Source organism: Synechococcus sp. CCY9201 (assembly GCF_034931105.1).
Classification (GTDB): Bacteria; Cyanobacteriota; Cyanobacteriia; order PCC-6307; family Cyanobiaceae; genus CBW1002.
This window is the reverse complement of the sequence record NZ_JAYGIC010000060.1, coordinates 25,629-39,306: the sequence shown is the minus strand read 5'-3', so window position 1 is coordinate 39,306 and position 13,678 is coordinate 25,629. Positions and strand designations below refer to the sequence as shown.

Annotated in this window: 10 protein-coding genes; 8 read left to right on the top strand and 2 right to left on the bottom strand. The window is 64.0% G+C overall.

Translation table 11 applies throughout. From position 1 onward, the window contains the following. The 6 genes from VB716_RS06070 to VB716_RS06045 all read left to right on the top strand — a co-directional run. Nucleotides 1–447, top strand: a 447-nt coding sequence (locus VB716_RS06070) for a hypothetical protein (protein WP_323270002.1), incomplete at its 5' end; no start/stop codon positions are given. A gap of 3 nt (nucleotides 448–450) precedes the next feature. Then, nucleotides 451–2,088 carry a class I SAM-dependent methyltransferase gene (locus VB716_RS06065; protein ID WP_323270001.1) on the top strand — a complete coding sequence of 546 codons (1,638 nt, stop codon included), beginning with the start codon at nucleotides 451–453 and terminating at the stop codon, nucleotides 2,086–2,088. A gap of 163 nt (nucleotides 2,089–2,251) precedes the next feature. After that, nucleotides 2,252–3,511 (top strand): MFS transporter, encoded by a 1,260-nt coding sequence (locus tag VB716_RS06060; protein ID WP_416238087.1) that lies wholly within the window; start codon nucleotides 2,252–2,254, stop codon nucleotides 3,509–3,511. 10 nt (nucleotides 3,512–3,521) lie between these two features. Next, nucleotides 3,522–5,711, top strand: a complete 2,190-nt coding sequence (gene ppk1 / locus VB716_RS06055) for a polyphosphate kinase 1 (RefSeq protein WP_323269999.1) — start codon at nucleotides 3,522–3,524, stop codon at nucleotides 5,709–5,711. Nucleotides 5,712–5,844: 133 nt separating this feature from the next. Further along, entirely contained in the window at nucleotides 5,845–6,849 is a 1,005-nt protein-coding gene (locus VB716_RS06050) for a sigma-70 family RNA polymerase sigma factor (protein ID WP_322757908.1), read from the top strand. Nucleotides 6,850–6,863: 14 nt separating this feature from the next. Continuing rightward, nucleotides 6,864–7,562, top strand: coding sequence for a diacylglycerol/polyprenol kinase family protein (locus VB716_RS06045; protein WP_231598125.1), 699 nt, complete (start codon nucleotides 6,864–6,866; stop codon nucleotides 7,560–7,562). A gap of 11 nt (nucleotides 7,563–7,573) precedes the next feature. On the opposite strand, the gene VB716_RS06040 is transcribed toward VB716_RS06045, so the two are convergent. Then, nucleotides 7,574–7,897, bottom strand: a complete 324-nt coding sequence (locus VB716_RS06040; RefSeq protein WP_197157750.1) for a hypothetical protein — start codon at nucleotides 7,895–7,897, stop codon at nucleotides 7,574–7,576. Between the two features lie 138 nt (nucleotides 7,898–8,035). Beyond that, the gene (locus tag VB716_RS06035; protein ID WP_323269998.1) at nucleotides 8,036–9,109 is read right to left on the bottom strand and encodes a 3-deoxy-7-phosphoheptulonate synthase; all 1,074 of its coding nucleotides are present in this window, start codon (nucleotides 9,107–9,109) and stop codon (nucleotides 8,036–8,038) included. A 153-nt stretch (nucleotides 9,110–9,262) separates the two neighbouring features. Between VB716_RS06035 and acnB the strand changes: the two genes are divergently transcribed. Continuing rightward, nucleotides 9,263–11,914: a bifunctional aconitate hydratase 2/2-methylisocitrate dehydratase gene (acnB, locus tag VB716_RS06030; protein WP_323269997.1), complete on the top strand. Its 2,652-nt coding sequence runs from the start codon at nucleotides 9,263–9,265 to the stop codon at nucleotides 11,912–11,914. 26 nt (nucleotides 11,915–11,940) lie between these two features. Continuing rightward, on the top strand, nucleotides 11,941–13,359 hold the full coding sequence (locus VB716_RS06025; protein WP_197172031.1) for a ClC family H(+)/Cl(-) exchange transporter: 1,419 nt from the start codon (nucleotides 11,941–11,943) through the stop codon (nucleotides 13,357–13,359). Nucleotides 13,360–13,678 lie beyond the last annotated feature (319 nt).

Here is a 13,678-nt window from a genome sequence, read left to right as displayed (position 1 = left end):
CCTCCGGTACATATGGAGCGATCAGGAGTAAAGGCAATCACGGATTGCCTGATTCACGGCTACTTTAGCGGTTTCTCATGCTTGAGACCAGCTGCGGCGCAATGGATCTGGATTTTTCAGGAGTCCCTAGCTACATCGGCAAATAATGATCCCTATGCTGCCGCCAATCTGAGAGTCATCTCCTATCGCCTCAATGGCACTCAGCTGCTTAGAAATGGTCCTCGTATTCTTGCGACAGGCCGTCTTGACTCGGTGTCAGGAAATGATCAGACGAATGCAGTCGTTCTTGATAGTGTTAACACATTCACCCCCACCGTGGCCGCCGATTGTCGGTCAGTAGACATTGCAGTTCGCCTTAACGTGCCAAACTCAACGACGCAATATCCCAGCGCTTCATCAGCTCCAGAAAACATGACATTTAGCACAGGCTCTAGCGTCTATCAATAGAGCATGACTTCGTGGAATCGAGGCTACTATTCTGATTCGATCTACACCTGTGGTTACTATCGGGAAATGGCTCCGATATGGCTGGATCTTGTCGCCTTAATCCAAGGTCACATTCCTCCCCGAGAGAAAGAAGGAGATCCATTCAACTATCTTGAGTTAGGCTGTGGCATGGGGTTTGGTCTTTGCTTGTTGGCAGCATCCTATCCCGAGGCCAACTTTCTTGGCGTTGATTTTAATCCTTCTCATATTGCCCACGCAACAAAGTTGGCTTTTCGCTTAGGATTGAGCAACATCCTTTTTCTAGAAGCAGACTTTCTTGAGCTTAAGGCCGATCCATCGGCATTATTTATCAACCTGAAGCCAAATGAAGGATTTCAGTATGTCGCAGCTCACGGCATTATTTCCTGGGTAGTAGATGCTGTTCGAGATTCTCTGCTTTCAATCGCATCAGCTTGTCTCCAGCCCGGTGGGATTTTTTACTGTTCATACAACACCTTTCCTGGCTGGCTTTCTCGCACAGCCTTCCAAAAACTCTATTGGTTAGAGCGAGGACGGTCGGAAAAGAACAGTATCAAGGAACCTTTCCAGCGAACGATTGACAGCCTCAATGCACTGCTGGGCACTGAGAGTACTCCCACACCCTTAGGAAGTAACTATCCTTCACTTCGCAATGACTTGGGCTGGATTGACCTTAATCAGCCTGACTATCTCTGTGGAGAATATGCGAATGAAGGTTGGGGCCCGAACTACGTATCGGATATTCATCAGAGTTGTCTCGATCACAAACTGGCCTTTTTGGGCTCAGCCACACTGCCAGATTGCTTCGAACAACTCCTGGCCCCCTCACTCCAAGACACTATATTCAAGGAGAGCAATCCATTCATTCGGCAAACACTGATTGATCTGGCCACTAACAAATCCTTCCGTCGTGATCTATTTGTCAAAGGGTTTAATCGCCTGACGCGGTCAGAAGCCGAGGATCGTTTTTCTCGTTTGCTTGTAACACCTCTTGAGCAGATGCCAACTGGTCCTCAGGCGCGTGACGACACTCAGGCAGAGGCTGAATCTCCATTCGCTTTCAATACATCTTTTGGGCAAGTATTGGGCGATCCGGAGATTTATGGACCAGTAGCTGCTGAAATCAATGCCGGACCTTGCACAATTGAACATCTTCAAACCGCAACTGGCTACTCAATCATCGATCTTCAGCTAATTCTTGCACTTTTTCTGGATTGTAGCTGGATTGCAATCAGCCGAAGAGATTTGGCAAAGAACACCTTTCCAGTCGGTCAAAGATGCAACAAAGAAATTATTCAACTGCTACATTCTGGCAGACCCTATTATTATATTATTCTGCCAGATGCTGGCCTTGGAACTCAATTTTCCTTGATTGACTCATTAATCTACAGGGCCTACGTTGAGGGACTGGAAGGAGATATTCACAGTGCCTGCGTGCTGATGGGACTGGAGGAGCTAGGCGTTCATCTCTTAGACTCAGACAAACAGCCAATCAATGAGCCCACCATTAAGTTACAACGCATTTCATCTTTTACCAACGCATTTCTCTCTCAACGCCTGCCGATGCTTGTCCGGCTGGGAGCCTTCCCGCAAAAGCACCTGAATCCAAAGGGTCAACGATAAGGAATCACCGCTTGCGGGAGAAAACTCCTCCATGGCGTCTCCTGCACAACCCCAGGCACGCCGGCGGCCCCAAGACAGCCCCTGGCAACTGGCTGATCCCCACCCTCACAAGCGGTTCCGCCCGCATGGGAGGGTGAGGGACTCCTGCATTCCGGCTCTCACCGTGCGCTGGACGCGACCTTCCACCCTGCTGGCCACCTTTCTCACCCTGTTGAACGACCGGATGGGGGAGAGCATCGTGTTTCCGCTGCTGCCCTACCTGCTGGCCGGCTTCAGCAACGATGGCCGCGTCCTGGGGCTGCTGGCGGGCAGCTATGCCCTGGCACAGTTCAGCTTCACGCCCCTGATCGGCGCCCTGAGCGACCGCTATGGCCGCCGGCCGGTGATCTGCGTGTGTGTGGCCGGCTCCCTGGTGGGGCTGCTTCTGTTCGCCGTCACCCTTGCCCTGCCATGGGAGCGCCTCTGGCCCGGAGCCGCGGCGGCTGGCTGGCCCCTGGCCCTGTTGTTCGCGGCGCGGCTGATCGACGGGGTGAGCGGCGGCACCGCCGCCACCGCCGCTGCGGTGCTGGCGGACATCTCGGCACCGGAACAACGGGCCAAGGCCTTCGGGCTGATCGGGGTGGCCTTCGGGCTCGGCTTCATCCTGGGGCCGGCCCTGGGCGGGGCCCTGGCAACCTTCGGCATCACGGTGCCGCTGCTGCTGGCGGCCCTGATCGCGGCGGTGAACCTCACGATGGTGATCCTGCTGCTGCCCGAAACCCATCCGCCAGAGGCCCGTTCACCCCTGCCGCGCAAGCGCGACCTGCAACCCTTCGCCCAGCTGGCGCGGGTGCTGGCCAACCCGCAGGTGCGACGCCTGAGTGCGGCCTTCTTCCTGTTCTTCCTCGCCTTCAACGGCTTCACGGCCGTGCTGGTGCTGTATTTCAAGCAGGCCTACGGCTGGGGACCCACCACCTCGGCGCTGGCCTTCCTGGTGGTGGGCGTGGTGGCCACCCTGGTGCAGGGCGGCCTGATCGGACCGCTGGTGCAGCGCTTCGGTGAATGGCGCCTCACCCTGGCGGGCATCGGCTTCGTGATCGTGGGGTTCCTGCTGATCCTGCTGGCCACCGCCGGCAACGCCCAGCCCCAGGTGTTCATCGCCCTGGCGATCCTGGCCACCGGCACCGGACTGGTCACCCCCAGCCTGCGCAGCCTCGTGTCCCGCCGGCTCGATGAGGGCGGTCAGGGAGCCGCCCTCGGCAGCCTCCAGGGCCTGCAGAGCCTCACCGGCTTCGTGGGGCCGCCGCTGGCGGGCCTGGCCTACGAAACCGTGGGGCAGCAGAGCCCCTTCTGGTTCGGCACCGTGTTGATGGTGGGGGTGGCCCTGCTGGTGGCCGGGGGGCTGCCCGGTCAAGCAACCCCATCACCCGGAGCAACGGAGTGAGATTGCTACGTTGCCGGGGAGGAACCGGCAGCGTGCATCGTGTCAGCACCGCCGACAGCAGAACACCATGGGCGAGCCCGCCGTCGCTGCCGAGCTCTACATCAACCGCGAGCTGAGCTGGATCGATTTCAACCGGCGCGTTCTGGCCCAGGCGCTGAACGAACACAACCCGCTGCTGGAGCAGGCCAAGTTCAGCGCCATCTTCAGCAACAACCTCGATGAGTTCTTCATGGTGCGGGTGGCATCGCTGAAGTCGCAACTCGAAGCCGGAGTCACCAGCCTCAGCGACGATGGCCGCACACCCCTGCAGCAGCTGGAGGCGATTCAGGCCAAACTCCGCCCCCTGCTGGATCTGCAGCAGCAGCACTACCGTCATTCGCTCAAGAACCAGCTGACCGAGTACGGCGTCCATCTGATCGATTACGCCAACCTCAGCAACCGCCAGCGGCAGTGGGTGGATCACACCTTTCAGACCGCCATCTTCCCGGTTCTCACCCCCCTGGCGGTGGATCCGGCCCATCCCTTCCCGTTCGTGAGCAACCTCAGCCTCAACGTGGCGGCCCTGGTGCGCGACCCAGACACGGGCCAGCAGCAGTTCGCCCGGGTCAAGGTTCCCCAGAAGATCCTGCCCCGCTTCGTGGAGATCCCCAGCGATCTGAGCGGCAAGCGGCCCAAGCCGGTGTTCACCGCGGTGCCGCTGGAGCAGGTGGTGGCCTTCAACCTGCAACTGCTGTTCCCGGGCATGACGATCGAGGGGCACTACTTCTTCCGGGTCACCCGCGACGCTGACCTGGAGCTGCGCGACCTTGAGGCCGACGACCTGATGGAGGCCCTGCAGGAGGGCCTGCGCAAGCGGCGCAAGGGCGGCGAGGTGGTGCGGCTTGAGGTGGCCGACGAAATGCCCGATGACGTGATCCACGTGCTCATGGAAGGGATGAACGTGGAGGCGCAGGACCTCTACCGCGTCAACGGTCCACTCGGCCTCGATGACCTGATGAGCCTGCTGGCGATCCCCTTGCCCCAGCTGAAAGACAAGCCCTTCCAGGGCCGCACCGTGCCGGCGCTGGCGCGGGCGCAGCGCAGCCATCTGGACGACGGCTCGCTGAAGGAGGAGGACTTCCAGAGCATCTTCGCGACGATTCGCCAGGGCGATGTGCTGCTGCACCATCCCTATGACCTGTTCGCCACCTCGGTCGAGGAGTTCCTCAACCAGGCCGCCGACGACCCGTCGGTGCTGGCGATCAAGATGACGCTCTATCGCACGTCAAAGGATTCGGCGGTGGTGGCCGCCCTGATCCGGGCGGCAGAGAACGGCAAGCAGGTGATGGCCCTGGTGGAACTCAAGGCCCGCTTCGATGAAGACAACAACATCCAGTGGGCCCGGCGGCTGGAACGCTCCGGCGTGCATGTGGTGTACGGGGTGCTCGGTCTGAAGACACACACCAAGATCCTGCTGGTGGTGCGCAAGGAGAAGCAGATTCTGCGCAGTTATGTGCATATCGGCACCGGCAACTACAACTCCCGCACCTCCAGCCTCTACACCGACGTGGGACTGCTGACCTCCCACACCGATTTCGGCCAGGACCTGGTGGAGCTGTTCAATTACCTCACCGGCTTCTCGAAACAACAGAGTTTCCGCAAACTGCTGGTGGCCCCGGTCACCCTGCGCAAGGGCATGGAAGCGCTGATCCGTCGCGAGATCGACAGCGCCAAGGCGGGCCAGGGGGGTCACATCCGGGCCAAGATGAATGCCCTGGTCGACCCGGCGATCATTGCCCTGCTCTACGAGGCCTCCCAGGCGGGCGTGAAAATCGAGCTGGTGATCCGCGGCATGTGCTGCCTCAGGCCCGGCGTTGAGGGCATCAGCGACCACATCCAGGTGGTGAGCGTGATCGGTCGTTTTCTCGAACACTCGCGCCTGTTCTGGTTTGCCAATGGCGGCAACCCTGAGATGTACTTCGGCAGCGCCGACTGGATGCCCCGCAACCTGGATCGACGGGTCGAAGCGGTGGCGCCGGTGGAAGACGCTCGGCTGCGCGGGCAGCTGGAGGATCTGCTGGAGCTCTATCTGGGCGACACGGGCGCCTGGCACATGCGCAGCGATGGCAGCTTTGAGCAGTTGCAGCCGGAAGGGGATGGTCTCCAGACCCAGGAGACTCTGATCCGGCTCTGGCGCGGCGGCCTCAGCTCTGCACGTTGAAGCGAAACAGCAACATCCGTTACACAAGCACCACCCTGTCGTTGTCTTGCTTACAGGATGTCTTTCGTTTACATTCCTCATCCCAGCAATAACGCTGCTACATTCCGGCCACCAACTCACGGAGGCCGGGGTGATGAGTACGCCTCAGCGTTCCGCTCATGACGTAATCGCCAACACCGAGAACGTCAGCGGGCGCCGCACACCAAGCAAATCCGCCAGTGCTGCCAAGCAGGCTGTCGGCCGCATCAGCGCCGACACGATCGGCTGGTACCTGAGCACGATCGGCCGTGTGCCACTGCTCACACCGGCTGAAGAAATTGAGCTGGCCCATCACGTGCAACAGGGCAAGCGTCTGCTGGAGCTGCCTGCTGACACCCTCACGACCCAGCAGCGCCGCCAGATCCGCATGGGCCAGCGGGCGAGAGACCGGATGATGGCCGCCAACCTGCGCCTGGTGGTGAGCGTGGCGAAGAAATATCAGAACCAGGGGTTGGAGCTGCTCGACCTGGTCCAGGAAGGCGCGATCGGACTGGAGCGGGCCGTCGACAAATTCGACCCCGCCATGGGCTACAAATTCTCCACCTATGCCTACTGGTGGATCCGCCAGGGCATGACCCGCGCGATTGACAACAGCGCCCGCACGATCCGGTTGCCGATCCACGTCAGCGAGAAACTCTCGAAGATGCGGCGGATCTCACGCGAGCTCTCCCACCGGCTCGGCCGTCAGCCCAACCGGCTGGAGCTGGCCCATGCCATGGGCATCCCTCCGAACGAACTCGAAGACCTCGTCTCGCAGAGCGCCCCCTGCGCCTCCCTCGACGCCCACGCCCGTGGCGACGAAGACCGCAGCACCCTGGGGGAACTGATCGCCGATCCGGCCAGCGGGGCGCACATCGAATCGATGGACCGCCTGTTCCAGAAGGAGCACCTCGGCACCTGGCTGGCCCAGCTGAACGAACGCGAGCGCCGCATCCTGCAGATGCGGTTTGGTCTGGAGGGCACCGAACCCCAGACCCTCGCCGAGATCGGCCGCCAGATCAACGTCTCCCGCGAGCGGGTGCGGCAGCTTGAAACCAAGGCGATCATGAAGCTGCGGCTGATGAGCAACCGCACCACCTACGGACAGCAGGCTGCCTGAGCACGACCCTTCCGGTGGACAACTGGGCCCTGAGCCAGCTGGTCGGCATCGGCGTCCTGGCCCTCTGGCTCGGCCTGCTGGCAGGAGCCGCCACGGCCATGGCGAAGCGCTGGCCTGAGCAACGTGAGTGGCGCCGCAAGGTCGTGCATGTGGGCTGCGGTCCGGTGATCCTGCTGGCCTGGTGGCTGGGGATCGACCGCAACATTGCCATCGGCCTGGCTGGGCTGATCACCGCCCTGGCCGCTCTCAATCACCGCCTGCGGGTGCTGCCCGCCATCGAAGACGTGGGCCGCGCCAGTTACGGCACCGTGGCCTACGGAGCCGCTGTCACCCTGCTGCTGTGGCTGTACTGGCCGGATCAGGCCGCTGCCGTGGCAGCGGGCGTGCTGGTGATGGCCTGGGGGGATGGCCTGGCGGGCCTGGTGGGTGTCTCGGTCGCCTCGCCCAGCTGGCGTCTCTGGGGCCAGCGCAAATCCGTGGCGGGCACCAGCGCCATGGCCGCCGCCAGCCTCAGCGTGCTGCTGTTGCTGCAGGCCTTCTCGGCAGTGCCCAGCCCGGCCGTCGGCGGCGCCACGACCTGGCTGGTCCCCATCGGCATCGCCCTGGTGGCCTGCCTGCTGGAGCAGGCGGCCCTGCTCGGCCTCGACAACCTCACGGTGCCCCTGGCCGTGGGCTGGCTCTGGAGCCTCTGCTACCCCGGAGCCAGCCTGTAGCCGCCGAGCCCTCAGGCCTGCAGCAAGTGCTCACAGCGGCATTCCCAGTCGCGCTGCGTGCCCAGTCCGGCAACCACCATCCGATCCGCCGGCTCCTCCCGCAGCCGCAGCTGCCACTGGCGGATCACATCAGCCCGCTCGATCCACTCATCCAGCACGGTGCGCTCGATCAGCGCCGGATCCCAGCAGCGGCCACGGGCGGTGTCCACGGCCCAGGCGAGCAGGTCGTCGAGCTGGAAGGGGCGGAAGCCCCCGAAGGCCGGCCCTGCCGTCTGCTCCAGATAGAAGAGCTGGAGAGGGTCGGTCAGGCCACAGAACTGCAGGAGATAGCTCATCACGGAACTCCTGAATCACACGAGGAGTCCAAACGTACCGAGATCCAAGAGATCGCATGTCCACAAGGAACATTTCGATGGAATCATCATACTTTGGCACTCGCAATCCTTGAGTGCCAATTAGCAGGATTCAGGTCGTCATGCCGCCGCCAGCTGCCGATCACAGGCCTGGCGCACCGCAGCGGCGAGATGGTCGAGCAACTGCCGCGTGGTAGCCAGATCGATGCAGGCATCGGTGATGCTCTGGCCGTAGGCGAGCTGGCTGAGGTCCTTGGGGATCTTCTGACTGCCCGCCACCAGATGACTTTCCAGCATCACGCCCATCACCCGCCGGGAGCCCTGGCGCAGCTGCTCGGCCACCTGCTCCAGCACCTCGCCCTGACGGCGGTAGTCCTTGTTGGAATTGCCGTGGCTGCAATCCACCATCAGCCGGGCCGGCAGGTTCTCCTTCTCCAGGGAGAGGGAGGCCGCCTCAATCGCTTCGCGGTGGTAGTTGGTGCCGGTCTTGCCGCCGCGCAGCACCAGATGACCATCGGGATTACCGGTGGTGGTCACGATCGAGGCCTGCCCCTCGCTGTTGATGCCCAGGAAATGGTGCGGCCGCGCCGCCGCCTGCATGGCATGGATGGCGGTGGTGGCACTGCCATCGGTGCCGTTCTTGAAGCCGATCGGCATCGACAGTCCCGAGGCCATCTCCCGGTGGGTCTGGCTTTCGGTGGTGCGGGCGCCGATGGCGGTCCAGCTGATCAGGTCAGCGATGTACTGGGGCACCACCGGATCGAGCAGCTCGGTGGCGGCCGGCAGTCCCATCTCAGCGAGGTGGAGCAGCAGGGTGCGGGCGCGGCGCAGGCCGGTGTTGATGTCGTAGCTGCCGTCGAGATGGGGATCGTTGATCAACCCCTTCCAGCCCACGGTGGTGCGGGGCTTCTCGAAATAGACCCGCATCACCACCTCCAGCTCGCCGCGGTGGCGCTGGCGCAGCTCCTGAATCGCCGCGGCGTACTCCTGGGCCGCGACCACATCGTGCACCGAGCACGGACCCACGATCACCAGCATGCGGGCATCGTCGCCGCGCAGGATCGCCTTGATGCGCTCGCGGGCCTGCTGCACCGTGGCGGAAGAGGTCTCCGTGATCGGGAGATCCCGGTGCAGCAGTGCCGGTGGAACGAGGGGCCGGGTCTCCACCACGTGCAGATCGGAGGTGGCTGTCATGAACCCTGGGCTGCTCGTCTGGCGCCGCGGAACGGACTTCACCCTAGTCATCGGCTTCCGCGGGCCGTTCGGAGTGAACCTTTGGCAACGGTCGCCACCAACAGCCGGCCGGGCTGGCAAGAACAATGGAGGGCAGAAGCCGAAACCCCTGGGATGACCGTTGCCAGCTCGAGCCCTGCCAGCTCCTCCCCCGATCCGGCCAGTGTCCTCAGCAGCTACCGCGCCGCCGCGGCGGAACGGCAGGCCCTGGGGGTGCCGCCCCTGCCCCTGAACGCCGCCGAGACCCAGGCCCTCACCGAGCTGCTGGCGGCACCGCCGGCCGGGGAGGAGGCCTTTCTGCTGCACCTGCTCAGCGAGCGCATCCCGCCGGGGGTGGATGAGGCGGCCTACGTGAAGGCCGGCTGGCTGAGCGGCGTGGCCCAGGGCAGCGTCAGCAGCCCCCTGGTGAGCCCGGTGGAAGCCGTGCAGCTGCTGGCCACCATGATCGGCGGCTACAACGTGGGCGCCCTGATCGAACTGCTCAGCAGCGACGACAGCACCATCGCCGAGACAGCGGCCGAGGGCCTCAGCCGCACCCTGCTGGTCTACGACGCCTACCACGACGTTTTCGAGCTGGCCGAGCGCAACCCCTACGCCAGGCGGGTGATCGACAGCTGGGCCGCCGCCGAGTGGTTCACCGCCAAGCCCGAGCTGCCGGCCGAGATCACCGTGACGGTGTTCAAGGTGGAAGGCGAAACCAACACCGACGACCTCTCCCCCGCCACCCACGCCACCACCCGGCCGGACATCCCCCTGCACGCCATGGCGATGCTGGAGACCCGCATGCCCGGCGGCCTGGAGCTGATCGCCGAGCTCAAGACCAAGGGCCACCCGGTGGCCTACGTGGGCGATGTGGTGGGCACCGGCAGCTCCCGCAAATCCGCCATCAACTCGGTGCTCTGGCACACCGGCACCGACATCCCCCATGTGCCCAACAAGCGCAGCGGCGGCGTGGTGCTGGGGGGCAAGATCGCGCCGATCTTCTTCAACACGGCTGAAGACTCCGGCGCCCTGCCGATCGAGTGCGACGTGACCGCCCTCAACTCCGGCGATGTGATCACGATCCGCCCCTATGCCGGCACGATCGAGCGGGCGGCCGGTGAAGCCAACGCCGGCGAGATCGTGGCCCGCTTCGAGCTCAAGCCCAGCACGATCACCGACGAGGTGCGGGCCGGCGGCCGCATCCCCCTGATGATCGGCCGCTCCCTGACCGACAAGGTGCGCGCCCAGCTGGGCCTGCCCGCCTCGGATCTGTTCATCCGCCCGGTGGCCCCGGCCGACACCGGCAAGGGCTTCACCCTGGCCCAGAAGATGGTGGGCAAGGCCTGTGGCCTGGCGGGCGTGCGGCCGGGCACCAGCTGCGAGCCGCTGATGACCACCGTGGGCTCCCAGGACACCACCGGGCCCATGACCCGCGACGAGATGAAGGAGCTGGCCTGCCTCGGCTTCTCGGCGGATCTGGTGATGCAGAGCTTCTGCCACACCGCCGCCTATCCCAAGCCGGTGGACCTCAGGACCCACGCCGAACTGCCCGACTTCATGGCCTCCCGCGGCGGCGTGGCGCTGCGACCCGGCGACGGCATCATCCACAGCTGGCTCAACCGCATGCTGCTGCCCGACACCGTGGGCACCGGCGGCGACAGCCACACCCGCTTCCCCCTGGGCATCTCCTTCCCGGCCGGCTCGGGCCTGGTGGCCTTCGCCGCCGCCATCGGCGCCATGCCGCTCGACATGCCCGAATCGGTGCTGGTGAGATTTTCAGGTTCCCTGCAGCCGGGCGTGACCCTGCGCGATGTGGTGAACGCGATTCCCTACGTGGCGATCCAGCAGGGGCTGCTCACGGTGGCCAAGGAGGGCAAGAAGAACGTGTTCAACGGCCGGATCATGGAGATCGAGGGCCTGCCCGATCTCAAGCTGGAGCAGGCTTTTGAACTGACGGATGCGACCGCCGAACGTTCCTGCGCCGGCAGCACCATCAAGCTCAGCGTGGAAACGGTGAGCGAATACCTGCGCAGCAACGTGGCTCTGCTGAAGAACATGATCGCCCGCGGCTACGGCGATGCCCGCACCCTGGCCCGCCGGATCCAGGCGATGGAGGCCTGGCTGGCCAAGCCGGTGCTGATGGAGGCCGATGCCGATGCGGAGTACGCCGCCGTGATCGAAATCGACCTCGATGCGATCACCGAACCGATCCTGGCCTGCCCCAACGACCCCGACAACGTCAAGACGCTCTCGGAGGTGGCGGGCGCGCCGATCGATGAGGTGTTCATCGGCTCCTGCATGACCAACATCGGCCACTACCGGGCCGCCGCCACGGTGCTGGAGGGCCAGGGCGCCAATGCCGCCCGCCTCTGGGTCTGCCCCCCCACCCGCATGGACGAGGAGATGCTCAGGCAGGAGGGCTACTACGCGATCTTCGAGGCGGCCGGTAGCCGCATGGAGATGCCGGGCTGCTCGCTGTGCATGGGCAACCAGGCCCGGGTGGAAGACGACACCACCGTGTTCTCCACCAGCACCCGCAACTTCAACAACCGCCTCGGCAACGGTGCGCAGGTGTACCTGGGCAGCGCCGAACTGGCGGCGGTGTGCGCCCAGCTGGGCCGCATCCCCACCAAGGAGGACTACCTGGCGATCGCCGCCGAGAAGATCGACCCCAACGGCGCCACGCTCTACCGCTACCTCAACTTCGATCAGATCGAGGGCTTCGAGGACCAGGGCCGCGTGGTGAGCAGCGAGGAGGAGGCGAAGGTGCTGGCAGGAGTTTGATTCCACCCATCGAGGCCCTGCGGTCCCTGCGGCTGAGGGCCTTCCACTTCGACAGGGACAGCTGGCAATCCACCCGGAGCATCCGCAGGCTCATCGAGGAGCGCTGGTGGGCTGTGGCCCTGGCGTTGCTGCTCACCGGCTTCAGTGCCGCCGCCGCCGCCCTGCTGTTCAAGACCGGCGTGGGCTGGCTGGGCACCTGGCGACTGAGGCTGCTGGAGATGGCTCCCGCCGCCCTGGTGCTGCCCCTGATGGGCGGGCTGGGGAGTCTGGTCTCGGCGCTGCTGATCCGGGAGCTGGCCCCCACGGCCGCGGGATCGGGGATCACCCAGGTGATGGTCTTCCTCAAGGGACGTCCCATGCCGATGGGCTTCCGCGTGGCAATGGTGAAGCTGGTGGCGGGGATCCTGGCCATCGGCTCGGGCTTTCCGCTCGGTCCCGAAGGACCCTCGGTACAGATGGGGGGATCGGTGGCCTGGCGGCTGGCCAAGGTGCTGCGGGCCCCTGCGGCCTTCCTGAGGGTGATCGTGGCCGCCGGCGGCGGGGCGGGCATCGCGGCCGTGTTTCACGCTCCGATCGGCGGCTTCTTCTACGCCGTGGAAGAACTGCTGCGCGGTGCCCGGCCGGTGGTGCTCCTGCTGGTGCTGGTCACCACCTTCCTGGCCGACACCTGGGCCGATGTGATGGGACTGACGGCCCTGGGTCTTCAGTCCAGCGGTCTGAACGTCAAGGGCTTCCTGCTGGACAGGGAATTCACCCCCATGCTCCGGTTCCTGCCCGTGGATCTGCTCTACCTGATCGCGCTCGGGATCGTGGTGGGTCTGCTGGCAGAGCTCTACTGCCGCTACGTGATCCGCATGCAGTGGCTGAGCCACCGCTGGTTCGCCCCGCATCTGGTGAGCCGCATGGTGATCGCCGGGGTTCTCCTCGGCCTGGTGTATGCCTGCCTGCCGCCGGAATTCCGCAACAATGCCGGCCTGCAGCAGGCCGTGGCTGAGGGCCATGTGGAAATCGGCACGGCGCTGGGGATCTTCGTCCTGCTGTTCTTCAGCACGGGTCTTTCCGCAGCGTCCGGAGCTCCCGGGGGCCTGTTCGCGCCGATGCTCACCCTGGGGGCCACCATCGGCCTGGCCTGCGGGGGCCTGGCCGAGCACCTCACCGGCCACGTGCCCACCACCTTCGTGTTCGCGGGCATGGGGGCCTTTGTGGCGGGCTGCTCCCGCACGCCGATCACCGCCGTGTTCCTCGCCTTCGCCCTCACCAAAGACCTGCTGATCCTCAAGCCGATCCTGGTGGCCTGCCTGGCCAGCTTCCTGGTGACCCAGGTCCTGCATGGACAATCGATCTACGAACGCCAGATCGAGCTGCTGCGGGCCTTCGACGCCAACGGAAAAGGGACAGCGGCGGCTCACCACTCAATCGCTGAGCCGAGCAATTCGTCGACCTGATCGTGGCTGGGAATATCCAGTCCGGCCGGGCCCTCTGGCGCGAGCGTTGATGGACTTCATGAGCCGGCCTGATGTTCAGTGATGACGCGACAGGATCCAACCTCAAGGATTTTTCCCTGATGGATGCCGGCAACAATGCCATCATCCTACGAGCCTCCGTCATCACGATTGCAGCGAAACTTCACTCCCAGATGCGCGGCTTCTGCCTCGATACAGGCGCGTCTGACTGCCAGATCATCAACGTCAGAAAAAGGGCCTCCAGCGGCACCCTCGCAACTCAATTCGCCAGACGATGGAGTTCCACTGTCTTGCAAGCATT